The 23,867-nt window shown below is 49.6% G+C and carries 19 protein-coding genes; 13 read left to right on the top strand and 6 right to left on the bottom strand.

Translation table 11 applies throughout. The features are described from left to right. Together NQS30_RS18370 and bcaP are read right to left on the bottom strand one after the other, a co-directional pair. Positions 1 to 1,230 (bottom strand): MFS transporter, encoded by a 1,230-nt coding sequence (locus NQS30_RS18370; RefSeq protein ID WP_218791516.1) that lies wholly within the window; start codon positions 1,228 to 1,230, stop codon positions 1 to 3. 121 nt (positions 1,231 to 1,351) lie between these two features. Beyond that, positions 1,352 to 2,737, bottom strand: a complete 1,386-nt coding sequence (gene bcaP, locus NQS30_RS18375) for a branched-chain amino acid transporter BcaP (RefSeq protein ID WP_007408953.1) — start codon at positions 2,735 to 2,737, stop codon at positions 1,352 to 1,354. A 245-nt stretch (positions 2,738 to 2,982) separates the two neighbouring features. Between bcaP and yfmT the strand changes: the two genes are divergently transcribed. The 3 genes from yfmT to NQS30_RS18390 all read left to right on the top strand — a co-directional run bounded on the left by yfmT (position 2,983) and on the right by NQS30_RS18390 (position 6,338). Then, on the top strand, positions 2,983 to 4,440 hold the full coding sequence (yfmT, locus tag NQS30_RS18380; protein WP_218791517.1) for a benzaldehyde dehydrogenase: 1,458 nt from the start codon (positions 2,983 to 2,985) through the stop codon (positions 4,438 to 4,440). Between the two features lie 465 nt (positions 4,441 to 4,905). Next, positions 4,906 to 5,310 (top strand): methyl-accepting chemotaxis protein, encoded by a 405-nt coding sequence (locus NQS30_RS21450; RefSeq protein ID WP_369878808.1) that lies wholly within the window; start codon positions 4,906 to 4,908, stop codon positions 5,308 to 5,310. Between the two features lie 128 nt (positions 5,311 to 5,438). Further along, positions 5,439 to 6,338, top strand: coding sequence for an SDR family oxidoreductase (locus NQS30_RS18390; protein WP_218791518.1), 900 nt, complete (start codon positions 5,439 to 5,441; stop codon positions 6,336 to 6,338). A gap of 47 nt (positions 6,339 to 6,385) precedes the next feature. Here the strand turns inward: NQS30_RS18390 and NQS30_RS18395 are convergent, their stop codons facing one another. Beyond that, a complete protein-coding gene (locus NQS30_RS18395) occupies positions 6,386 to 7,453 on the bottom strand; it encodes a tetratricopeptide repeat-containing glycosyltransferase family 2 protein (RefSeq protein ID WP_020953937.1) in 1,068 nt (355 codons plus the stop codon). A gap of 158 nt (positions 7,454 to 7,611) precedes the next feature. On the opposite strand from NQS30_RS18395, the gene NQS30_RS18400 reads away from it, so the two are divergent. The 3 genes from NQS30_RS18400 (at position 7,612) to NQS30_RS18410 (ending at position 11,362) form a co-directional block, all read left to right on the top strand. Next, on the top strand, positions 7,612 to 9,501 hold the full coding sequence (locus tag NQS30_RS18400; RefSeq protein WP_069007117.1) for an ABC-F family ATP-binding cassette domain-containing protein: 1,890 nt from the start codon (positions 7,612 to 7,614) through the stop codon (positions 9,499 to 9,501). Positions 9,502 to 9,691: 190 nt separating this feature from the next. Further along, positions 9,692 to 10,114, top strand: a complete 423-nt coding sequence (locus tag NQS30_RS18405) for a MerR family transcriptional regulator (protein ID WP_012117050.1) — start codon at positions 9,692 to 9,694, stop codon at positions 10,112 to 10,114. A 63-nt stretch (positions 10,115 to 10,177) separates the two neighbouring features. After that, the gene (locus NQS30_RS18410) at positions 10,178 to 11,362 is read left to right on the top strand and encodes an MFS transporter (RefSeq protein ID WP_069007118.1); all 1,185 of its coding nucleotides are present in this window, start codon (positions 10,178 to 10,180) and stop codon (positions 11,360 to 11,362) included. Positions 11,363 to 11,405: 43 nt separating this feature from the next. Here NQS30_RS18410 and NQS30_RS18415 read toward each other — a convergent pair whose 3' ends face one another. Beyond that, complete coding sequence (locus tag NQS30_RS18415) at positions 11,406 to 12,962, bottom strand: ABC-F family ATP-binding cassette domain-containing protein (protein WP_072588884.1); 1,557 nt, start codon at positions 12,960 to 12,962, stop codon at positions 11,406 to 11,408. A 171-nt stretch (positions 12,963 to 13,133) separates the two neighbouring features. On the opposite strand from NQS30_RS18415, the gene NQS30_RS18420 reads away from it, so the two are divergent. Both NQS30_RS18420 and NQS30_RS18425 read left to right on the top strand, forming a co-directional pair. After that, positions 13,134 to 14,264, top strand: a complete 1,131-nt coding sequence (locus NQS30_RS18420) for a DEAD/DEAH box helicase (RefSeq protein ID WP_032867526.1) — start codon at positions 13,134 to 13,136, stop codon at positions 14,262 to 14,264. 72 nt (positions 14,265 to 14,336) lie between these two features. Continuing rightward, positions 14,337 to 14,783 (top strand): GNAT family N-acetyltransferase, encoded by a 447-nt coding sequence (locus NQS30_RS18425; RefSeq protein ID WP_032867523.1) that lies wholly within the window; start codon positions 14,337 to 14,339, stop codon positions 14,781 to 14,783. Positions 14,784 to 14,836: 53 nt separating this feature from the next. Here NQS30_RS18425 and NQS30_RS18430 read toward each other — a convergent pair whose 3' ends face one another. Both NQS30_RS18430 and NQS30_RS18435 read right to left on the bottom strand, forming a co-directional pair. After that, positions 14,837 to 15,856, bottom strand: a complete 1,020-nt coding sequence (locus NQS30_RS18430; RefSeq protein WP_032867521.1) for an NADP-dependent oxidoreductase — start codon at positions 15,854 to 15,856, stop codon at positions 14,837 to 14,839. A 128-nt stretch (positions 15,857 to 15,984) separates the two neighbouring features. Beyond that, the gene (locus tag NQS30_RS18435; RefSeq protein WP_007610002.1) at positions 15,985 to 16,335 is read right to left on the bottom strand and encodes a DUF3212 family protein; all 351 of its coding nucleotides are present in this window, start codon (positions 16,333 to 16,335) and stop codon (positions 15,985 to 15,987) included. Positions 16,336 to 16,525: 190 nt separating this feature from the next. Between NQS30_RS18435 and NQS30_RS18440 the strand changes: the two genes are divergently transcribed. From NQS30_RS18440 to NQS30_RS21455, 5 genes are all read left to right on the top strand, one after another. After that, entirely contained in the window at positions 16,526 to 16,873 is a 348-nt protein-coding gene (locus tag NQS30_RS18440; RefSeq protein ID WP_003155650.1) for a YflT domain-containing protein, read from the top strand. Between the two features lie 163 nt (positions 16,874 to 17,036). Then, positions 17,037 to 18,302, top strand: coding sequence for a pectate lyase (locus NQS30_RS18445; protein WP_218791519.1), 1,266 nt, complete (start codon positions 17,037 to 17,039; stop codon positions 18,300 to 18,302). Between the two features lie 124 nt (positions 18,303 to 18,426). Further along, positions 18,427 to 19,863 (top strand): anion permease, encoded by a 1,437-nt coding sequence (locus NQS30_RS18450; RefSeq protein ID WP_007408966.1) that lies wholly within the window; start codon positions 18,427 to 18,429, stop codon positions 19,861 to 19,863. Positions 19,864 to 19,970: 107 nt separating this feature from the next. Next, positions 19,971 to 20,669, top strand: a complete 699-nt coding sequence (locus NQS30_RS18455; protein ID WP_015239370.1) for a hypothetical protein — start codon at positions 19,971 to 19,973, stop codon at positions 20,667 to 20,669. Positions 20,670 to 20,783: 114 nt separating this feature from the next. After that, on the top strand, positions 20,784 to 23,867 hold a 3,084-nt coding region (locus NQS30_RS21455; protein WP_483298760.1), incomplete at its 3' end, for an NTTRR-F1 domain.

Consider the following 23,867-nt stretch of genomic DNA (forward strand, 5'->3'; position numbering starts at 1 on the left):
TTATGAATGCCATTCTTTTAATGTTTTGTCGCTCGGCAGGACAAAGGCGAGCAGACCTAAAACGGGCAGAAAGGCGACGGCAGTCATGGTCGGCGTCAATCCCGCTGAATCAATAAGAGCTCCGATCGCAACGGCTCCGATCGCGCCCATTCCGAAGGCGAGCCCGACCGTAAGCCCTGACATCGTTCCGATTTTGCCTGGAACAAGCTCCTGCGCGTAGACAACAGTCACGGAGAAGCTGGACATCAGAACAACACCGATCAGCGCCAATACGCCATAGGCGATGACAGGTCCCGCAAACGGAAGGAAAATCGTCAAGGGAGCCGATGCTATCATCGAAACGATGATGACGTTCCGCTTTCCGAAACGGTCTGCAAGCGGCCCGCCGAGAAACGTTCCGACAGCTCCGAAAAATAAAAAGACGAAGATGTAGCTCTGTGCCTGCTGAATGCTGACATGATAGGCATTCATCGCATAGAACGTATAAAAGTTGCCGATCGCGCTCACATACCAGGAGCGCGCGAAAATTAAGAAGATAATCATGATAAGGGCGAGAATAATCGGTTTTGTAATCACGGTCTGCACAGCGGAGGCCGGTGATTTTTTACTTACGGCGCGCAAATGAATAAGGCGGCCTTTATACCATTTGGCGATATAAATGAGAAACAGAACAGCGATTGCGGCGACTAGCGTAAACCAGACAGAGCCGAATTGACCGAGCGGAACGAGAATCAGCGCGGTAATCAAGGGCGCCATCGCCTGGCCGGTATTCCCTCCGACTTGGTAAATCGATTGCGCCAAGCCGCGCTTTTCGCCGGCGGCCATGTAGGCGACACGCGATCCTTCAGGATGAAAGACGGCGGAGCCAAGGCCGATAAAAAAGACACAGCATAAAATCGTCAGAAAAGACGGGGCGAACGCGAGACCTAAAATGCCGAGCATGCTTGCGGTGAGTCCGAGCGGCAAAGCATACGGCATCGGGCGTTTATCCGTATACCAGCCGATGACGGGCTGCATCACGGAAGACACCATATTCAGCGTAAAGGCGATAATTCCGAGCTGCGTAAATGTAAGATTCATGGAACGTTCCAATATCGGAAACATCGCCGGAATCACCGCTTGCAGTGAATCGTTCAGCAAATGACAGATCCCGATAATGAACAAAATAGAATACATGGTTGTCTCGGGACGATGGACAGGTTTTTCTTTAAGCGGGGCGGCAATTGCCAAAGTGATTCTCCTCCTTTTTATGTAAACGAAGCATACACCATATTATTCATAAGGTGAATGAATTATCAAGTGCAAAAAAGGCTCTTCTTTCTCAAACAGAAAAAAGAGCCTCCCTTTTTATTTATTTATTTAACAAACTGTGTTTTCTCGAATACATCATATAAACGACGATCCCGGCGGCGATCCAGATGACAAAGGCGAGCCATGTCACGCCCGGCAGGCTGCTTGCGAGATACAGGCATAAGCATGCGCTGATGATCGGCACAAAAGGCACGAAAGGAACACGGAAGGAAGATTTGATCTCCGGATGTTTCTTTCTTAAAACGATGACGGCGATCGCAATGACCGTAAAGGCCGCCAAGGTTCCCATGTTGACGAGATGCGCCAAGGTTCCCAAATCAATAAAACCCGCGATCCCGGCGGCAACGATCCCCGTCACCCATGTGTTTTGAAACGGTGTTTTAAAACGCGGGTGAACCTTGGAAAACATGCGGGGCAAAAGGCCGTCTCTGCTCATCGCAAATGTAAGGCGCACCTGAGCGTAAAGCAGAGCGAGCATGACCGTTGTAATCCCGATAATCGCGCCGACGGAAATAATGCCTGCTATCTTGTTCTGGCCGACAAATTGGAGCGCGAAAGATACCGGATCTCCGACATTCAGCTTAGTGTACGAAAGCATTCCCGTCAGGACGAGCGATACCGTAATGTAAAGGACGGTGCAGATGGCGAGCGCGCCGATGATTCCGACCGGCATTGATTTCTGCGGGTTTTTCACTTCTTCCGACGCGTTTGACACGGCATCAAATCCGAGATACGCGAAGAAAACGGTCGCGGCGCTCGTGATGACGCCTTTCATTCCGAACGGCATAAACGGCGACCAGTTTTCCGGTTTCACGTAGCCGAAACCGACGATGATAAACAGCAGAATGATCGCAATTTTCATCAATACAATGACATTGTTAAAGCGGGTGCTTTCTTTCACGCCCCTTGAAACAATCGCGGTAATGACCAAAATAATGATAACGGCCGGCAGGTTGAACACGGCACCCGTTTTGCTGCCGGGTGCGGCGGTCAGCGCCTCCGGAAGATGCAGCCCGAAACCTGCAAGAAGCGACTGGAAATAGGATGACCAGCCGGTTGCGACGGCGGCGAGCGCGATGACATATTCAAGCATTAAGTCCCATCCGATTAAAAACGCGAGACACTCCCCGAGAGTGACATATGAATACGTATATACGCTGCCTGAAATCGGAATGGATGAAGAAAATTCAGCATAACAAAACGCGGCGAGCGCGCAGGCAAGGCCCGCGAGCACAAACGACAGAATCAAAGCCGGTCCTGCGCCTGTCGCGGCCACAGTCCCGGTAATCACAAAAATCCCCGTGCCGACAACACAGCCGATTCCGAGCAAAACCAAGTCAAAAGCGCTTAACGAGCGGGACAGGCTGGTCTGTTTGCTCTGAGCCTTTAAGTCGGCCAGCGGCTTTTTCCGAAATAGTAAAGACATATGAGTCCTCCTGAAAATTCATAATATTCTTATCATTATATACACTGACGTTTGTATTATATTGTCGAAATTTCTCGCAGTCAATTAAAGAATTTTCCACTTTAAAAGGACAAAGCTAAAAAGCGTCGATGCACGGAAGGAACGGGAATTTTATTGTGAAATAGTTCAATTTTCTCACCTTAAGACCGATACAAAAGATGACTCATCAACTAATTTCAAGTTTCGGTGAAAGGGAGATGTTTTACATGTTTCAATATGAAGAACTAAATAAGCAGTTTATCGGCGGCCGATGGAGGGATGGGAGCAGCCGGAACGTATTGGAAAACAGAAATCCTTATACTCAAAAAGTCATCACCTCATTCCAAAAAGCGACGTCTGATGATGTGGATGCGGCATATCGCGCCGCGGCTCTTGCGAAACAAGAATGGGACAAAGTAAACCCTTTTAAAAAGCGGGCCATTTTGGAAAAAGCCGTTTCTTTCATTGAAGAGCACGAAGAAGCGATTATTTACTTAATCATGGAGGAGCTTGGCGGAACACGGCTGAAGGCTGAGTTTGAAATCGGACTTGTCAAAAATATGATAAAAGAAGCCGCAACATTTCCGGTGCGGATGGAAGGGAAAATTCTCCCGTCCACGATTGGCGGAAAAGAAAACAGGCTGTACAGAATACCCGCCGGAGTCGTGGGAGTGATCAGCCCGTTTAATTTCCCGTTTTTCCTTTCGATGAAATCTGTTGCGCCGGCACTCGGCGCGGGGAACGGCGTCGTGCTGAAGCCTCATGAAGAAACACCGATCTGCGGCGGAACGCTTATCGCGAAAATTTTTGAAGCGGCCGGCGTACCGGACGGGCTGCTGAATGTTATCGTGACGGATATCGGGGAGATCGGCGACAGCTTTGTTGAGCATCCCGTCCCGCGGATAATCTCATTTACAGGCTCAACCGGAGTGGGCAGCTATATCGGACAGCTTGCGGTCAAACACTTTAAAAAACCGCTGTTGGAGCTTGGCGGAAACAGCGCGCTGATCGTGCTTGAGGATGCTGATCTTGAATACGCCGTCAATGCGGCCGTATTCAGCCGGTTTACGCATCAAGGCCAGATCTGTATGTCGGCGAACCGCGTGCTCGTTCACACATCTGTATATGACAAATTTACAGAGCTTTACGAAGCGAAAGTGTCATCGCTGAAAGTCGGCGATCCGATGGACCCTGATACGGTTATCGGCCCTTTAATCAATGAGAGACAGGCGGAAGGTCTGAGACGGTCTGTCGAAAAAGCGATAGAAGAGGGAGCGGTTCCGGTGCTGTCCGGCCGATTCAGCGGAACGGTCGCTGAGCCCGTCATTTTAAAAGATGTGAAACCTGAGATGAGCATTGCGAAGGAGGAGCTGTTCGGACCGGCCGTCTGCATCATGCCGTTTGAAACGGAGGAGGAAGCGGTAAGCATCGCAAACGCGACACCGTTCGGTTTAAGCGGAGCCGTGCATACGGCAAACGTTGAGCGCGGCGTTGAGTTTGCTAAGCGGATCGAAACCGGCATGATTCACGTCAACGATACGACCATTAATGATGAACCGAACGTCGCGTTCGGCGGCGAGAAACAATCAGGTCTCGGCAGGCTGAACGGCGAATGGAGCCTTGAAGAATTCACCACGCTGAAATGGATTTCGGTTCAGCATGAAAAACGGCAATTCCCATATTAAGAAGGAGTGAAAGAAATGAGTATACAGACGGAGCAGCAAACGCACAGCCTGCTTGACGCTTTTGTCAAAGTTGCGCCTTTTTTAAACAGCCTGATCCAAGATGACATCACCATCGGAATTTATGATACAGAAAAATTAATCGTGAATATTCCGGCTAAAACGTTTTCTCTTAATGTAAAGCCGGGAGACCCGCTGCAAAAAGGGGACATCATTACAGACGCGATCCGCATGAATCAGAAGAAGACAAGCATGGTGCCGAAAGAGCTGTTCGGATTTCCGCTGATCGCCAGAGCGATTCCGCTTCACGATGAAAACGGAAAAGTCATCGGCGGCGTCGGTCTCGGCACCAGCCTTGAAAAATCAGCCAAGCTTCACGATGTCGCTGAAAGCCTGTCCGCCGTCGTGGAACAGACCGCTTCGGCCATCGCGGATATCTCAGAATCCATCAGCGGTTTCTCAGCACAGATGACCGGGATTTCCGCTCAGGCGAAACAAGTCAGTGAAAGCGCGGGAGAAATCGCCGACATTTCCGTCACTGTCAAGGGCATCTCGGATCAAAGCAATCTGCTCGGTTTGAATGCGGCCATTGAAGCCGCGAGAGCAGGAGAATCCGGCAAGGGCTTTTCCGTGGTGGCGGATGAGATCCGCAAGCTTGCCACTCATTCAAAAGACAACGTCGGCCAAATTGACCAGATTACGAAAAAAATCCACAGCCTGCTGAAAGGGCTGGAGGACTCTATTGAATCCATCAACCAGAACACAAACGGCCAAGCGGCGGCGGTTGAACAAATTTCTGCCACGATGCAGGAAATTTCGGGAAGCGCCCAGCATTTAGCGAAAATGGCTGAAAACGTACTCGGAGAGTCATAAAAAAAGGGAGCTTACGGGCTCCTTTTTTGTTTTCCCTTTACCAATCGGAAACTGCACTTACACGTTTGATCCGTCATGCTCAGGGGTACACATACGAATACATCACCAATGATAAAGGAGAGTCTTGTATGTCTGATGCAAATCTGCACAACCCGCTGACGAAATATGATCATGATGAATTTCCAAAACAATATCAAGAACCGCCCGGTTTGCAGAAAGAGATGAAGCCTGTGCCGGACTGCGGTGAAACGAGCTATAAAGGAGCCGGCAAGCTGAAGGGAAGAAAAGCCCTCGTCACCGGCGGCGATTCAGGTATCGGCCGGGCCGCCGCGATTGCTTATGCCCGGGAAGGGGCGGATGTGGCGATTAACTATCTGCCTGAGGAACAGCCGGATGCTGAAGAAGTGAAAGCGTTAATTGAAAAAGAGGGAAGAAAAGCCGTTCTGCTGCCGGGAGATTTAAGCGATGAAGCGTTTTGCGGAGAATTGGCGGAAAAAGCGTATCAAGAGCTTGGCGGTCTTGACACGCTCGCTCTTGTCGCCGGCAAACAGCAGGCAGTGGATGATATCAGCGATCTTGCCACAGAACAAATCTATCAAACATTTGAAGTCAACGTATTCTCGCTGTATTGGCTCGTCAAAGCCGCGCTTCCTTATCTGCCGGAAGGCGCGTCTATTATCACGACAACGTCCGTAGAAGGGTATAATCCAAGCCCGATGCTGTTGGATTATGCCGCGACGAAACATGCCATTATCGGTTTTACAATCGGCTTAGGAAAACAGCTGGCGAATAAAGGAATCAGAGTCAACTCGGTAGCGCCGGGGCCGATCTGGACGCCTCTGCAGATTTCGGGAGGACAGCCCGGTGAAAACATTCCGAAATTCGGCAAGGAAACACCGGCCGTTCCATTAAAGCGTGCCGGACAGCCGGCGGAGCTAGCAGGAATTTATGTCTTTTTGGCCTCAGAAGAATCGAGCTATGTGACATCCCAAATTTACAGTGTAAGCGGAGGAATTCCGACAGCGTAATCAATAAGGAGCTGCCCTTCATACGGGGGCAGCTCTTTTTTTTGATGTTATGTGCCGAGCACGTTTTGATTATACAGGACACTCGGATGTGACGGATGATAGGAGGCGGCTTTGTCGTTATGAATCTTCGCTTTTTCTCTGTCGCCGAGCTGCCAGTGGCAGACGCAGAGCTGCAGATGGGGATACCAGGTGGAATATTCGAGCTGGGTAAAGCCTGCATCACTGCTTTTGGCGGATAGGGCGAGCTCATACCAAAACACGCCCTGCCGGTATTGCCGTTTCTCCGCAAAATAGTCGCCGAGCCTGCAGCAGAACTCCGGTCGCGGACAATCGATCAGAAATGATTTTAAGAGAGACGTCATGGCGGCCTCTTCATGGCCGACCGCCCTGTAGCAATCGGATAGATATTGGCACGTTCTGATCTCGTCTTCAATCCAGCACTGTTTTGTGGAAAGAAAATGGTGATAATACGTGATGGCGCGCTGATACTGGCCGTGATCCTTTAATTCATTCGCGAAGTAAAACAAATCGCGCGGTGTCATCGTTTCACTGTTTTCCGCCATTTTCTCATAAATCTTCAAGTTGCGGTCTGAGGGAGGCGAGTGCTTTTTCGCGGATTTCCGGTGTGTGACGGCAATATCGGTTTCTATGATGTTTCCGTATACTTCAAGATACTCATGCACGGCTCCGATCCAGCGGAATCCTTTTTCACGCTTGACGAGACGGTTGCGGCGGTATCTGAAGCTGACCTCTCCCCGAGCATCAAAGCCGACGTGATAATACATGGATACCGCGTCCACCTCTTTTGAAAGCGACGCCTTCAGTTCAATCAGCTTTTCACGGTCCTTTTCCGTCAATATATCGTCGGCGTCCAGCCACAGAATATAATCCATTTCCGCTTTCGAAAACACAAAGTTACGGGCGGCCGCAAAGTGATCGATCCATTCAAAATCATAAATCTTATCCGTATAACGGGCCGCGATTTCTTTCGTCCGGTCGGTCGAGCCCGTATCAGCAATCACAATTTCATCCGCAATGTCTTTGACGGAATCAAGACAGCCCGCAAGCACTTCCTCTTCGTTTTTCACGATAACGCACAAACTGACGCTGATCATGTCATCACCTCTTCCCCTCCAGTGTATAAAAGGAGAGGCGGAAACATTCTTCGGACAAAATGATCTCTTCCAAGAAATTTGTCTGTCCTTTTACTAGTTTTATTCCAGCGCCTGATTTAAAATGAACACATGAACTTACGTGAGGATTGATAGGAACCATGAGCATCATAAAAGCGGAAAACCTTTATAAAACATACGGAGATAAGACATTATTCGACCATATCTCCTTTCATATTGAAGAGAATGAAAGAATCGGTTTAATCGGCCCGAACGGAACGGGGAAGTCTACGCTTCTGAAAACCATTGCCGGCCTTGAATCAACGGAGGAAGGCGAGATTACGGCTTCAGGAAACGTGCATATTGAGTTTTTGCATCAGGACCCTGATCTTCCGGCCGGACAAACCGTACTTGAGCATATTTATTCCGGCGGATCAGCCGTCATGAGAACGATGAGAGAATACGAAAAAGCGCTTCAGGCGCTGAATGAAGAACCGGAAAATGACCAGCGCCAGAAACAGCTGCTTGATGCGCAGGCCCGAATGGACGCGAATGATGCGTGGGAGGCGAATACGTTAGCCAAAACGGTTTTAACCAAACTTGGCGTCACCGATCTGATGAAGGATGTCAGTGAGCTGTCCGGCGGCCAGAGAAAGCGCGTCGCGATTGCGAAAAACGTCATCCAGCCGGCCGACCTGCTGATTTTGGATGAACCGACAAACCACTTGGACAATGAAACGATTGAATGGCTGGAAGGCTACTTATCGCAATATCCGGGCGCCGTTATGCTTGTCACGCACGACAGATATTTTCTGAACAGGGTGACGAACAGAATTTACGAGCTTGAGAGAGGCAGCCTTTATACGTATAAAGGAAACTATGAAGTATTCTTGGAAAAACGGGCCGAACGGGAAGCGCTGGCGGAGCAGAAAGAAACAAAACGTCAAAACCTCCTGCGCCGCGAATTGGCGTGGCTCAGAAGAGGGGCGAAAGCGCGCTCGACGAAACAAAAAGCGAGAGTGGACAGAGCGGAGGCGCTCAAAGAGCAAAAAGGGCCGGCAGTCTCCGGATCACTCGATTTCGCGATCGGCTCCCACCGTCTCGGAAAACAGGTGATCGAAGCCGATAACGTCACCATTACCTATAACGGCCAAGCGCTGATCAGCCAGTTTAATGAGCTTGTCATCCCGGGGGAACGAATCGGCATCATCGGGCCGAACGGAATCGGGAAAACGACACTTTTAAACAGCCTCGCCGGCAGAATTCAGCCTGACAGCGGCAATATCATCATCGGGCAGACGGTCCGGATCGGCTACTACACCCAGGACCACAGCGAAATGAACGGCGATATGAAAGTCATTGAATATATAAAAGAGACGGCTGAAATCGTCAAAACGGCGGAAGGCGATGTCATCACCGCGGAACAAATGCTTGAGCGTTTTCTGTTCCCGCGTCCGATGCAGCAGACGTATATCAGAAAGCTGTCGGGCGGGGAAAAGCGCCGTCTGTACTTGCTGAATGTACTGATGCAGGAACCGAATGTGCTGTTTTTAGATGAGCCGACCAATGATCTGGACACGGAAACATTAAGCGTGCTCGAAGATTATATCGAACAGTTCCCAGGCGTCGTTATCACCGTATCCCATGACCGCTATTTCCTTGACCGCGTCATTGACCGCCTGATCGTATTTGAAGGACAAGGTGTCATTTCCCGTTTCCAAGGTTCGTACAGTGAATACATGGAACACGCAAAAGCGAAGAAGACGGCGGTAAAACAGCCGGCCGAAGAGAAAAAGGCGGAGGAAGAGCCGAAGAAAAAGCGCAAAAAGCTTTCATATAAGGATCAGATCGAATGGGACGGCATCGAAGACAAAATCGCCGGCCTTGAAGAAAAGCATCAGCGTCTGGAAGCGGAAATCGCTGAAGCGGGAAGTGATTTCGGAAAGATTCAAGAACTGATGGCCGGACAGGCAAAAACGGCTGAAGAGCTTGAAGCGGCGATGGAGCGCTGGACCGAATTGTCACTGATAATTGAAGAACTTGAGAATTAAGAAAAGCCGGTACGGCCCCCGAGAAAGATGGCGGGTCATACCGGCTTTTTTATCTTACACAGATGTCTCCCGGCGCTTTAAAGACAAACGTTTTGTCCAAGCAAAGTTTATCAGGCATAAAAAGTTAACGTTTACGTTAAGGTTCAAATGGTGTATAATAGAAACAGATACGACAAGAGGGGGATTCACCTTGGAATGGATGAAGATTGATCAAGTTGCCAAGCGAAGCGGATTGACAAAACGAACCATTCGTTTTTACGAGGAGATTGGTTTGATTCCTGCTCCTAAACGGACAGAAGGCGGCGTCCGGCTATACTCTGAAGATGATATGGAGGAGCTCGAAAAAGTCACCAGCACAAAAGAAGTGCTCGGTTTTTCCCTTCAGGAGCTTCAGCAGTTTATGGAGATGAGCCGTCAGCTGGAATTAAACAAAGAGGGGTACTTGTTGTCACTGGATCCGAAGGAACGGAAAGAAAAGCTGGAAGAGATTCAGCAGGCTTTGAACCACCAGCTTGAGATGATTGATGAGAAGATCAGCACATTTCAGCATTTTAAAACGCGCCTTAACGGAATGAAAGAAAAAGCTGACCGCGCCATTCAATCAATCGAATGATTTTGCTGTAAACGCTATGGATATAGCGTTTCTTTTAATGGATGAAACAGGAGGTCTGGTCAAATGGATACATCATCACAACAGAAAACAGGCTTATTCAGCCAGCCGAAAGCCGTTTGGGCGGTTGCGTTTGCCTGTGTTATTTCCTTTATGGGAATCGGTCTTGTCGATCCGATTCTTCCGGCGATCGCCGCACAATTACATGCTTCACCTAGTGAAGTATCTCTGTTATTTACAAGTTATTTGCTCGTTACCGGTTTTATGATGTTTTTCTCCGGCGCGATTTCAAGCCGGATCGGCGCAAAATGGACGCTGCTTCTCGGACTTATTTTTATCATCGTGTTTGCCGCCCTCGGCGGAAGCTCAAGTTCAATCGCTCAGCTTGTCGGCTATCGCGGCGGCTGGGGGCTTGGGAATGCTCTCTTTATTTCAACCGCGCTTGCCGTCATTGTCGGGGTATCTGTCGGCGGCAGCGCCAAAGCCATTATTCTGTATGAGGCTGCACTCGGCTTGGGGATTTCCGTCGGGCCGCTTGCAGGCGGAGAGCTTGGCAGCATCTCATGGCGCGCTCCGTTCTTCGGAGTGTCTGTCCTCATGTTCATAGCGCTTTGCGCGATTTCACTCATGCTGCCGAAGCTGCCGAAACCGGCGAAACGCGTCGATGTGTTTGATGCGATGAAGGCGCTCAAATATAAAGGCCTTTTGACAATGGCAGTATCTGCATTCTTATACAACTTTGGATTTTTTATTTTGCTTGCTTATTCTCCGTTCGTGCTGGATTTAGATGAACACGGCCTTGGATACGTCTTCTTCGGCTGGGGTTTATTGCTGGCAATTACGTCAGTCTTTACGGCGCCGCTCGTGCACAAAGCGCTGGGAACAGTGGGTTCGCTCGTCGTTCTCTTTATCGCCTTTGCGGTCATTCTCATCGTCATGGGGATCTGGACTGACCATCAGACGTTGATCATTACGTGTATCGTTGTCGCCGGTGCTGTTCTCGGTATGGTGAATACGATCATGACAACCGCTGTGATGGGTTCTGCGCCGGTTGAACGTTCAATCGCGTCTTCAGCCTACAGCTCAGTCCGTTTTATCGGCGGTGCGCTCGCTCCGTGGATTGCGGGGATGCTGTCAGAACACTTCACCGCAAGCACTCCATATACAGTAGGCGGGATCGTCGTTTTTGTCGGCATGCTTGTCCTTCTCATGGGACGCAAACATCTCGCCGGAATAAAAGCCGGACATTAAGAAAAAAAGGAACTTCCGCACAGGCGGGAGTTCCTTTTTGTGTTTACAGCACTTTCGTCGTCCAAGATTCACAATTCCATGTTTCCGTCGCGATATCCATGTAAAACTCGGGTTCGTGGGAAATCAGCAGAATGGAGCCTTTGTATTCTTTCAGCGCGCGTTTCAGCTCTTCTTTCGCATCGACATCCAGGTGGTTTGTCGGTTCGTCAAGCACGAGCAGGTTTGTTTCTGAATTAATCAGCTTGCACAGTCTGACCTTCGCTTTTTCTCCTCCGCTGAGAACGGAGACGCGGCTTTCAATGTGTTTGGTCGTCAGGCCGCATTTGGCGAGGGCGGCGCGGATTTCGTACTGGGTAAAGGAAGGAAATTCGCTCCACACTTCTTCGATGCACGTATTGTTATTGGTTTCTTTCACTTCCTGCTCGAAATAGCCCGTGTATTGATGCTCGCCCCGTTCCACCGTGCCTTCCAGCGGCTGGATTTCACCGAGCAGGCTCTTTAACAGCGTCGTCTTCCCGATGCCGTTTGCGCCGTACAGGGCGACTTTCTGTCCGCGCTCCATTCTGAGATTGAGCGGGCGTGACAGCGGAGTATCGTAGCCGATGACTAAGTCCTTCGTTTCAAAAATGAGCTTGCCTGACGTTCTCGCAGGCTTGAAATGGAATTCCGGTTTCGGTTTTTCGGCCGCCAGTTCGATCATATCCATCTTATCAAGCTTTTTCTGACGGGACATCGCCATATTTCTCGTGCTGACCCGCGCTTTGTTGCGGGCGACGAAATCTTTCAGCTCAGCCACTTCCTGCTGCTGTTTTTTATAGGCGGCTTCGAGCTGCTGTTTTTTCACTTCGTAGACTTCCATGAATTGATGGTAGTCGCCGACATAACGCGTCAGCTCCTGATTTTCCACATGATAAATCAAATTGATCACGCTGTTTAAAAACGGAATGTCGTGAGAAATTAAGATGAACGCATTTTCATATTCCTGCAAATAGCGTTTCAGCCATTCAATATGCTGTTCGTCAAGGTAGTTGGTCGGTTCGTCCAACAGAAGGATTTCCGGTTTTTCCAAAAGCAGTTTGGCGAGCAGCACTTTCGTCCGCTGTCCGCCGCTTAAATCTGTGACGTCGCGGTCAAGTCCGACATCCTGCAGGCCGAGGCCGCGGGCGATTTCTTCAACTTTGCTGTCAATCACGTAGAAATCATTGTTTGTCAGGGCGTCTTGAATGACACCGACATCTTCAAGCAGCTGCTCAAGCTCATCAGGGTCCGCTTCGCCCATTTTGTTGTAAATCTCATTCATTTCCTCTTCCATCGCAAATAAGTAATGGAACGCATCCTTCAGCACGTCGCGGATCGTTTTTCCTTTTTCAAGCACGGTATGCTGATCGAGGTAGCCGACACGCACGTTTTTCGACCATTCAACTTTACCCTCATCAGGCTCAAGTTTTCCGGTAATAATATTCATAAACGTTGATTTACCTTCGCCGTTTGCTCCGATTAAGCCGACGTGCTCCCCTTTTAAAAGACGGAACGATACATTGTTAAAAAGCGCACGGTCACCAAAGCCGTGGCTTAAATCTTTTACGGATAAAATACTCATCATTACACCTCTATCGTTATCAGACACGCTTTTTTTATCATGTGTCTTTCTCATTTATGATTATAAAGGAGGAGACCGTTTGTTAAAAGGCTTGGAAGGAAAAAGAAAATTGCGTTTGGCGCGTGCATTTGAGATACTATGGAGTAGATTTTAAGAATTGAGGAGAACGACATGACCCAAACATGGCCATTTTTACAGCATACACAACCATTTATCGCCGAAAACTGGGAGGCGTCAGGTTTTCAGGAGCCGACCGTCATTCAGGAAAAAGCCGCTCAGGTGATTATGGAAGGGAAAGACGTCATCGCCGAATCCCCGACGGGAACGGGAAAAACATTGGCGTACACGCTTCCGGTTCTGGAGCGGATCAACCCGGAACAGAAACATCCGCAAGTGATCATTTTAGCGCCGTCCCGCGAGCTTGTGATGCAGATTTTTCAAGTGATTCAGGATTGGAAAAAAGGCTCCGATCTTCGCGCTTTGTCTTTGATCGGCGGGGCAAACGTGAAAAAGCAGGTGGAAAAGCTCAAAAATAAACCGCATATCATTGCGGGCACACCGGGCAGGGTGCTCGAATTGATTCAGGCGAAAAAGCTGAAAATGCATGAAGTCAAGACGATCGTTCTTGATGAAGCGGATCAGCTCGTGACACAGGAACACCGCGAAACGATGAAAAAAATCATTAAAACGACGCTGAAAGACCGACAGCTTTTAAGCTTTTCCGCTACGCTGCAGCCGGAAACAGAACAAGTGCTGAATACCATCGCGCACGAACCGGCCGTTTTGAAAGTGGAGCGGAATACGGCGGAAAAAGCGCGCGTCACACATCAATATCTCGTCTGCGATCAGCGGGATAAAGTAAAGCTATTGCAAAAGCTGTCACGGCTGAACGGCATGCAGGCGCTCGTGTTCGTCAGAGATATCGGAAATTTAAGCGTCTATGCGGAAAAACTCGCCTATCACCACGTGGATCTCGGCATTCTGCATGGAGAAGCGAAAAAAATGGAGCGGGCAAAGATATTATCAGCGTTTGAACGGGGAGAATTTCCGCTGCTTCTGGCCACTGACATTGCGGCGCGCGGACTCGATATCGATGATCTTCCGTACGTCATTCACGCGGACATCCCGAATGAAGACGGGTACATTCACAGATCAGGCCGGACGGGGCGGGCCGGTAAAGAAGGAACCGTACTCAGCCTTGTCACGCCGATGGAAGAATCCAAATTGAAAAAAATGGCCAAATCACTCGGAATTGCGCTGAAAGAGGCCGTTTATTCAGGCGGAAAATTATCTGAGAAATAAGAAACGGAGGGCGGGAAGCCCTTCGTTTTTTTGTTGTAAAATAATAGAAAAGGTTCAGGCGGGGGCGGGAAGATGGTTTCAATAGACAGATTTCAAATATTGAAGGAACGTGAGCTGAAAATACTTGAACACTGGTTTAAGAACGATATTATCAAACGGAGAATGGGTGCGATGCTGCCATTAGACGCATGGTATGCACGATTGAATAAAGATGAAGACGATACTGTCATTATGGCATATGACGGGGAGTGTCCGGCAGGCATGGTCTCTATAGAGTTTGTGGAGGAGCGGGCGTATATCGGATTGATCGTCAATCCTTTGTACCAGCTTCAAGGGTACGGAAAACAGATCTTGCAAAAACTGCTGACTGATCCTGATGTTAGTAGCGTGCGGGAATGGGCGGCAAGCATCGAAAAAGACAATCAAATCAGTTTAGCCTGCTTTCAAGCAGCGGGATTCACTTTGGAAGATACGGAGCCTGGTGAAGACGGCTTTCTTACTTTGATTCTTCGCGGCTGATCCGAAAAAGAAGAAAAGGAGGGGACAAAGCCCTCCTTTTTTTCATCATCATGTTAACTTGGATCACTGACTTTGATGATCTGTTTGCCTTTGTTTTCTCCTTTAAACAGGCCGAGGAACGCGTCAGGAATATTGCTGAATCCTTCCGTAATCGTTTCTTCATAATGAAGCTTTCCGTCCTTAAGCCATTCGGCCAATTGTTTCGCACCTTCGGAAAAGCGGTCAGCATAATCACTGACGATGAATCCCTGCATCAGCGCTTTTGTTTTGATCAGCTTCGGCTGGACGCGGGGGCCCATGTCTTCTTCTTCACTTTCGGTATTGTACGATGAGATCGCTCCGCATACCGGAATGCGGGCGAATTCATTCAGCAGGTTTATCACCGCATCTGAAATCGGTCCGCCGACATTGTCAAAATAGACATCGACGCCGTCAGGACATGCCTGTTCCAGCGCTTTTTGAATATCATCCGCCGTTTTGTAATTAATGGCTTCATCAAATTGAAGCTCCTCTGTCAAATACGCGATTTTTTCATCAGATCCGGCGATGCCGACAACCCGCGCGCCTTTGATTTTGGCAATCTGTCCGACTGTTGAGCCGACGGCGCCCGCCGCGCCTGAAACGACGACGGTTTCGCCTTTTTTCGGACGGCCGATATCAAGCAGCCCGAAGTAAGCGGTCAGTCCGGTCATCCCTAAAATGCCAAGATACGCCTGGGCGGGTGCGATATCCGTATCCAACTTGCGGAGGGCGGACTCATTGACGGCTGAATATTCCTGCCACGCGAGATTTCCGATCACAACATCTCCTTTTTTCAGCTTATCGCCGTCTGTCAGAACCTCGGCAATCACTCCGCCTGTTATGGCTTCATCTAAAGCGAACGGCTCTACATATGATTTTGTATCCTGCATCCGTCCGCGCATGTACGGATCAACGGACACATAACTCGTTTTCACAAGCACTTCGCCGTCTTTCGGTTCGGGCACGGCAATCGTTTCAAAGCGGAAATCGTCATGGGCGGGAACGCCTTTGGGGCGTCTTGCCAATTGAATTTGCTGCTGATGATTCGGCATACTGAATCCTCCTTCAAGATAAGTGGTTGTTCCAAATGTAACACGAACCATTTCCCGATTACAAAATCAAACCGTCAACGGTCATAAAAAAAGAAGGGCCCAGGGCCCTTCTTTCCTTATATGCATATTTAATAGAATAACCGGTACACATCGGTGTTTTTCTCATGTTCCAAATATTCATAGGCATTCGTTTTTGAAGAATGAAGCATGTCAGCGGTAACGACGGGCTGAAGCGCGGTCAGATAAGAACCCAGCCTATTTTCAATTTCTTTCGGCAGAACGGATTCGATATCACCGATATTGATAATGATAGAGAAAACGAAATCGATATTAATATGAAAAGTATCTTCAGCAAAGGCCGTAAGCTCTTTTATTCCATCCGGGCAGCGGGTATGCCGGCGGAATACCTGCTTCACTAAATCACTGACAACCCAAGCGTTAAATCGCTGTTCCGGTGAAAAGTAATGAATAGGAACCACCTCCCTGCTTAATCGGCTCATGAAGATTTTTATTTTTCTGATAAAAGTTGCTTTTTCTACTGTAACATGTCCCGCCAGAAAATATCCACCGACAATCTGCCCGTTTTCCCACTGAACTCTCTTTCTTTTGTTTGATCCTTGATTGATCGGGTAAACATCCAATATACAAAACAAAAGGGAGGACTTATCAATGAAACCGGTAGTAAGAGAATATACAAATGATCAAAAACTGATGCAGGACGTAAAAGAGCTTCAGCAGCTGGGTGTTGCAAAAGAGGACGTATATGTGCTTTCACATGATGACGACAGAACGGACCGCCTGGCCGATAATACTGATGTCAATACCATCGGAGCGAAAGAAACGGGCATTAAACACGCGGTCGGCAATATGTTTAATAAAAAAGGCGACGAGCTCCGCAACAAAATTCACGAAATCGGCTTTTCAGAAGAGGAAGCGTCACAATTTGAAAAGCGCTTAGATGAAGGAAAAGTTCTTCTGTTTGTCACGGATAACGAAAAAGTAAAGTCATGGGCGTAAGCTGAACTGATCCCAAGGGGTTTTCGATCCCTTGGGATTTTTTTGCGGTTTCCGCAATAAAACCGAAAGGCACATTCTGTACATTTTCGGTGCTGTTTCTCAACTGATTTGATACAATTCTGTTGTAATAAATTGGAATCAAAAATCAGGAGGAGCACAATTCATGAAAAAAATGTTATTTATGCTGGCGGTTTGTTTATGTATGATCCCTGCAGACGTCTATGCCGCTGATCTGGGACGGCAGACGTTAGGAACAAATGACGGCTGGGGAGCCGCTTCCGGCGGGACAACCGGCGGCGCGAAAGCCTCTTCATCGAATGTATACACCGTATCAAACAGACAGCAGCTCGTTTCCGCATTAGGGGGAAGCGCCAACAGCACGCCGAAGATTATTTACATACAAGGCACAATCAATATGAATACGGACGACCGCAATAAAACGCTCGGCTTTAATGATTATAAAGATCCGGCATATGATCCGAACGCCTATCTGAAGGCGTACGACCCGGACAAATGGGGGAAAAAAGCGCCGTCAGGCACCCAGGAAGACGCCAGACAGCGATCGCAAAAAAACCAGAAGGCACGGGTCGTGATTGACATTCCTTCAAATACGACGATCATCGGCTCGGGTTCAAATGCCAAAGTGACAGGCGGAAGTTTTAATATAAAGAACGGCGTCGACAATGTCATCATCCGCAACATTGAATTTCAAGACGCTTACGACTATTTTCCGCAATGGGACCCGACGGACGGCAGCAGCGGCAACTGGAACTCGGAATATGACAATATCACCATTAACGGCGCGACGCACATCTGGATCGATCATTGCACCTTTAATGACGGATCGAATCCCGACAGCGGTTTTCCCTACTATTACGGGAGAAAATATCAGCACCATGACGGCCAGACGGATATAGCCAACGGGGCGAATTATATTACATTGTCCTATAATAAATATCATGACCATGACAAAGGCTCCGTCATCGGAAACAGTGACAGCAAGACGTCGGATGAGGGAAAACTGAAGGTGACCCTTCACCATAACTATTACCAGAACATCGTCCAGCGCGCGCCGCGGGTCCGGTACGGGCAGGTTCATATTTATAATAATTTTTACGCAGGCTCTAAAAGCGCCGCATACCCGTTCAGCTATGCGTGGGGCGTGGGCCACGCGTCGAAAATATATGCCCAGAATAATGTTTTTGAAGTGCCGGGACTGGCTGCTGATAAAGTCATCAGCGTCTTCAGCGGCGGAAAAGCACTTCATGAAGACGGCACTCTTTTAAATGGCTCCTCCATTAACGCGTCAGCCGCCAACGGATTAAGTCAGTCCGTCGGCTGGACACCGTCATTGCACGGTTCCATCGGCTCATCATCAAATGTAAAATCAGATGTTATATCTAAAGCTGGGTCGGGAATATTAAAATAATAAACAAGAAGCACAAAGGAAAATATTCCTTTGTGTTTTTTAATTAACAAAAACGTTTATTAACTTAGTTAAGTAGTAAAATGGGATAGGGGATGGAAGACAACAAAATAGGAGGAGACCTGTAATGGCTTCAGAAAAAGACGCAAAAAAACAGCAGGCAGTAAAAATCATTCCTTTGCTTATTACTGTTGCTGTGGGATTAATCATTTGGTTTATTCCCGCGCCGTCCGGACTTGAACCTAAAGCATGGCATTTGTTCGCTATTTTTGTCGCAACAATTATCGGCTTTATCTCCAAGCCCTTGCCAATGGGCGCAATTGCAATTTTTGCATTGGCAGTCACCGCGTTAACGGGAACGCTATCTATTGAAAATACGTTAAGCGGATTTGGAAACAAGACAATCTGGCTGATTGTCATCGCCTTTTTTATTTCCCGGGGATTTATCAAAACCGGGCTCGGCGCCAGGATTTCTTACGTATTCGTACAACGGTTCGGGAAGAAAACACTCGGCCTTTCTTATTCACTGCTTTTCAGTGATTTAATTTTATCACCTGCCATTCCGAGCAACACGGCACGGGCGGGCGGCATTATTTTTCCTATTATCAGATCATTATCCGAAACTTTCGGATCAACGCCGGCAGACGGAACAGAGCGGAAAATCGGCGCTTTCTTATTAAAAACCGGTTTTCAAGGAAACTTGATTACGTCTGCGATGTTTTTGACGGCAATGGCGGCGAACCCGCTGATCGCCAAGCTGGCCCACGATGTCGCAGGGGTGGACATCACATGGACAAGCTGGGCAATCGCGGCCATTGTACCGGGATTGGCGAGCTTAATCATTACGCCGCTGGTCATTTATAAGCTGTATCCGCCGGAAATTAAAGAAACACCGGATGCGGCTAAAATCGCAACGGAAAAATTGAAAGAAATGGGTCCGTTTAAAAAATCCGAACTCTCCATGGTCATCGTCTTTTTATTGGTGCTTGCGCTGTGGATTTTCGGAGGAAGCTTAAATATTGACGCAACGACGACGGCCCTGATCGGATTATCCGTTTTGCTTTTGTCACAGGTATTAACATGGGAGGACATCAAAAAGGAACAAGGTGCATGGGATACGCTGACTTGGTTCGCGGCGCTTGTGATGCTGGCGAATTTCCTGAATGAGCTCGGCATGGTGTCTTGGTTCAGCAATATGATGAAATCTTCTGTTTCCGGTTTTTCATGGATTGTGGCATTTATGATTCTGATTGTCGTGTATTATTACACGCATTACTTCTTTGCGAGCGCAACCGCGCATATCAGCGCCATGTATGCGGCATTTCTCGCCGTCATCGTGGCGGCAGGCGCTCCGCCGCTGTTGGCGGCGCTCAGCCTGGCGTTTTTCAGCAACCTTTTCGGTTCGACGACGCATTACGGCTCAGGAGCGGCTCCGGTCTTTTTCGGAGCAGGCTATATATCGCAAAGCAAATGGTGGTCCATCGGCTTTATCCTGTCAATCGTCCATATTGTGACATGGCTTGTGATCGGCGGATTATGGTGGAAAGTATTAGGGTTATGGTAGAAGAAAAAAGGCAGACTCAGGTCTGCCTTTTTTTTATTTCTGTAAGGAAGGGGAAGGGCCTGCACATGATGACTTCAGTGCGAATAGAATATGGACGGGGTGATAATATGAGCAGCGGCCGTAATCAATACATGATATTGAAACAGAAACCTTACAAATATATGAGCAGACATATGAAACATCGGTATGAACAATTACCATGTGAACATGAAAGGCCGGAAACAGGGACGGAAAAACGGTTTCCGTCTTCAGATGAAAATCGATCTGCCTTGTGCGTACCCGGGCTGCGAGGTCCCGAAGGCAAAAGAGGACCCGCCGGCTCCCGCGGTCCGCAAGGGGAGGCGGGTCCGCCCGGTCCCCCGGGGCCTGAGGGGCCGCCGGGAGCGGTTCCTGCGGTAGCTTTTCAAAATACAGCAGACCAGATGATGATTCCGTTAGAAGGAACACCGATAAACGTGTTAAGCGCAGTGATAGCCGCGCCGACAGATCAATTGGTGAAAACGGATGCCGTCATACAAGTAAATGTGGAATTAGATCCGCTCGCGTCTCATTTCTCATTGGTCTTAGCTCTCGAGCTGCAAAGAAATGGCGTATCGATACAAACACAGAGACAAGAGCGGAACCTCTTTTCTTCAGGCGGACAAATCATAGGAATTCCTTTTACGTACATCGACGAAATGAAGGCGGATGAAACAGCCGCGTACCAGCTCTATTTATCCGTCCTTTCTTCGAATTACGTAACACAAGTCGCTGCGGCAAACCGCTCCCTCATTGCGACGGGATTCCCCATTCAAGGATCGGATTAAGGTGATGAAAAGAAATCACCTTTTTTATTTAGATTGTCAAAACACAGCCCGTATTAATATGCTGTCTTAATAAGTAAGACGGTCAACAACGGGAAGGAGAGGGAAAAAGATTGAATGAATAATCCGATTATAAACGGGAGCTTTGAAACCGGCACATTAGCGGGGTGGAGTTCGGCAAATACCCAGATTAACAGTTTGTTTGCACATTCAGGGAGATATTCTGCGCAATTTATTGGAGCTCAGCCATATGCTTACCTCAGTCAAATTGTTCCAATTTCAGCCAAGTCAGTGACTCTATTCGTATCACTCGCAACGCTCGGAAATGAGCCAAGTCCCCAAGTAACTCTCCAGATCATCTATGTCAGCGCAGCAGGTGAACAAATCAGTTCCATTCAAGAAAATATTACACCCGGAAATTTGCCGAACGTGCTCTTCCACACATGGTCTGAAATCTATAAAACAAGCAGTGTGCCTTCTGGCGCTGCCTCTGCCGTCATTGTATTAAGTAAAGTTTCTACCGGCACGGTTTTAATAGACGATGTTTCATTGGCGCAAACCGGGGGTGAACCTGGCGTAACGGGAATTACAGGTCCCACAGGAGTGACGGGCCCTACAGGAGTGACCGGAGCAAGAGGAGCGACCGGAGCAAGAGGAGCGACCGGAGCAACTGGTGTAACGGGAGCAACTGGTTCAACCGGGGCAACAGGCCCAACAGGAGCGACGGGGTCGACGGGTGTAACCGGCCCAACCGGAGTGACTGGTCCGACAGGAGTAACAGGGGCGACGGGAGTAACTGGAGCTACCGGCTCGACTGGTGTAACAGGAGCAAGAGGAGCAACCGGAACTACTGGCTCAACCGGAGTGACTGGAGTAACAGGAACGACCGGCTCAACTGGTGCAACAGGCCCAACTGGTTCAACAGGAGCAACCGGAGAAACTGGCGCGACAGGCTCAACCGGAATAACAGGGGCAACCGGCTCAACTGGAGCGACAGGTACAACAGGCCTAACGGGTGTAACTGGTCCAACTGGAGTGACTGGGGCAACGGGGATAACAGGATCAACAGGCCCAACCGGCCCCACCGGAGTAACGGGTCCAACTGGAGAAACAGGGGCGACAGGAGAAACCGGTGCAACTGGATCGACAGGAGCGACTGGGGTAACGGGTGTAACCGGGGGAACGGGAACAACCGGACCGACAGGCGCAACCGGCTTAACTGGTGCGACGGGATTAACTGGAGAAACAGGCGCAACCGGGGGAACAGGTCCAACGGGTGTAACAGGAGAAACCGGTTCAACTGGAGTGACTGGTGTAACAGGTGCAACCGGAGAAACAGGTCCAACGGGAGTGACTGGCTCAACTGGTGTAACCGGCCGAACCGGAATAACAGGCTCAACAGGAACGACCGGCTCAACTGGTGCAACAGGCCCAACCGGATCGACAGGACCAACAGGAGCAACCGGCCCAACCGGTGCAACGGGAGTAACAGGCCCAACTGGTGTAACTGGCTCAACCGGTCAAACTGGAGTAACTGGGGCGACGGGAGAAACCGGCTCAACGGGAGCAACCGGAGAAACCGGAACCACGGGCTCAACCGGCCCAACTGGAGTAACAGGAGCGACTGGTGTAACAGGAGCGACTGGTGTAACAGGTGCAACCGGAATAACAGGTCCAACCGGGCCAACAGGGTCGACTGGTTCAACTGGTTCAACCGGAGAAAACGGTGTAACAGGATCAACCGGCCCAACCGGTGCAACAGGGATTACTGGCTCAACAGGTGAAACCGGTGCAACTGGAGCGACTGGTGCAACGGGGATAACAGGAGCGACTGGCGCAACCGGGGTAACAGGTTTAACCGGTGTAACAGGAGAAACCGGAGCGACTGGTGTAACAGGGTCAACAGGAATAACCGGTGTAACTGGAGCAACAGGAGTAACCGGGGCAATGGGAGAAACTGGCCCAACGGGAGAAACTGGCCCAACAGGCCCAACCGGCCCAACCGGTGTAACAGGAGAAACCGGAGCAACTGGAGTGACTGGAGAAACGGGGATAACAGGAGCAACAGGCTCAACCGGTGCAACAGGCGCAACTGGTGTAACCGGTGTAACCGGGCTAACTGGAATAACAGGCGCGACGGGCCCAACCGGTGTGACTGGACCAACAGGGGTTACTGGCTCAACAGGAGAAACCGGTTCAACTGGAGCGACAGGATCAACCGGCCCAACCGGTGTAACGGGAGAAACCGGCGCAACCGGAGCAACGGGTCCAACTGGTGTAACGGGATCAACTGGAGTAACAGGAGCAACAGGTTCAACCGGCTCAACGGGCTCAACTGGAGTAACAGGGGCGACTGGAGTAACAGGAGAAACCGGAGCGACTGGCGCAACCGGAGCAACTGGGGTCACGGGCTCAACCGGGATAACAGGTGCAACTGGAGCGACAGGAGCAATTGGTTCAACCGGACCGACTGGCTCAACGGGAGGAACCGGCCCAACAGGAGTAACAGGTGCAACCGGTTCAACAGGACCGACTGGCTTAACGGGGATAACCGGAGCGACTGGCTCAACCGGTGTAGCAGGGTCAACAGGAGAAACCGGCTCGACTGGTGCAACAGGCCCAACTGGTTCAACAGGAGCAACAGGCTCAACCGGAGAAACTGGTGTGACTGGCCCGATTGGGGTCACGGGAGCAACAGGAGAAACCGGGGCGACGGGGATAACCGGCTCAACTGGAGTAACAGGTCTAACTGGAGTTACTGGCGCAACCGGAGAAACTGGCTCAACAGGAGTGACTGGGGTAACGGGTCCAACAGGATCAACAGGATCAACAGGATCAACAGGTTCAACGGGAGTGACTGGTTCAACCGGACCGACTGGCTTAACGGGAGAAACCGGCCCAACCGGAGTAACGGGTCCAACTGGAGTAACGGGAACAACCGGTGTAACAGGGTCAACAGGAGAAACCGGAGCGACTGGTGTAACAGGGTCAACAGGAATAACCGGTGTAACTGGAGCAACAGGAGTAACCGGGGCAATGGGAGAAACTGGCCCAACGGGAGAGACCGGTCCAACCGGCTCAACAGGATCAACGGGCGCCACTGGCATAACCGGAGCAACTGGTGTGACTGGCCCGACGGGGGTCACGGGATCGACAGGAGTAACAGGGGTAACCGGGGCGACAGGCCCAACGGGTGCAACA

This window comes from Bacillus sp. B1(2022) (assembly GCF_040259625.1).
Taxonomy (GTDB): domain Bacteria; phylum Bacillota; class Bacilli; order Bacillales; family Bacillaceae; genus Bacillus; species Bacillus velezensis.

Excerpts from the sequence above, each read along its gene's own strand:
- NQS30_RS18415 (WP_072588884.1), bottom strand. The coding sequence starts at position 12,962 with ATGAGTATTTTATCCGTAAAAGATTTAAGCCACGGCTTTGGTGACCGT.
- NQS30_RS18390 (WP_218791518.1), top strand. The coding sequence starts at position 5,439 with ATGTCTGATGCAAATCTGCACAACCCGCTGACGAAATATGATCATGAT.
- yfmT (WP_218791517.1), top strand. The coding sequence starts at position 2,983 with ATGTTTCAATATGAAGAACTAAATAAGCAGTTTATCGGCGGCCGATGG.
- bcaP (WP_007408953.1), bottom strand. The coding sequence starts at position 2,737 with ATGTCTTTACTATTTCGGAAAAAGCCGCTGGCCGACTTAAAGGCTCAG.
- NQS30_RS18425 (WP_032867523.1), top strand. The coding sequence starts at position 14,337 with ATGGTTTCAATAGACAGATTTCAAATATTGAAGGAACGTGAGCTGAAA.
- NQS30_RS18395 (WP_020953937.1), bottom strand. The coding sequence starts at position 7,453 with ATGATCAGCGTCAGTTTGTGCGTTATCGTGAAAAACGAAGAGGAAGTG.
- NQS30_RS21450 (WP_369878808.1), top strand. The coding sequence starts at position 4,906 with ATGACCGGGATTTCCGCTCAGGCGAAACAAGTCAGTGAAAGCGCGGGA.
- NQS30_RS18430 (WP_032867521.1), bottom strand. The coding sequence starts at position 15,856 with ATGCCGAATCATCAGCAGCAAATTCAATTGGCAAGACGCCCCAAAGGC.
- NQS30_RS18445 (WP_218791519.1), top strand. The coding sequence starts at position 17,037 with ATGAAAAAAATGTTATTTATGCTGGCGGTTTGTTTATGTATGATCCCT.
- NQS30_RS18450 (WP_007408966.1), top strand. The coding sequence starts at position 18,427 with ATGGCTTCAGAAAAAGACGCAAAAAAACAGCAGGCAGTAAAAATCATT.
- NQS30_RS18440 (WP_003155650.1), top strand. The coding sequence starts at position 16,526 with ATGAAACCGGTAGTAAGAGAATATACAAATGATCAAAAACTGATGCAG.
- NQS30_RS18410 (WP_069007118.1), top strand. The coding sequence starts at position 10,178 with ATGGATACATCATCACAACAGAAAACAGGCTTATTCAGCCAGCCGAAA.
- NQS30_RS18400 (WP_069007117.1), top strand. The coding sequence starts at position 7,612 with ATGAGCATCATAAAAGCGGAAAACCTTTATAAAACATACGGAGATAAG.
- NQS30_RS18420 (WP_032867526.1), top strand. The coding sequence starts at position 13,134 with ATGACCCAAACATGGCCATTTTTACAGCATACACAACCATTTATCGCC.
- NQS30_RS18455 (WP_015239370.1), top strand. The coding sequence starts at position 19,971 with ATGAGCAGCGGCCGTAATCAATACATGATATTGAAACAGAAACCTTAC.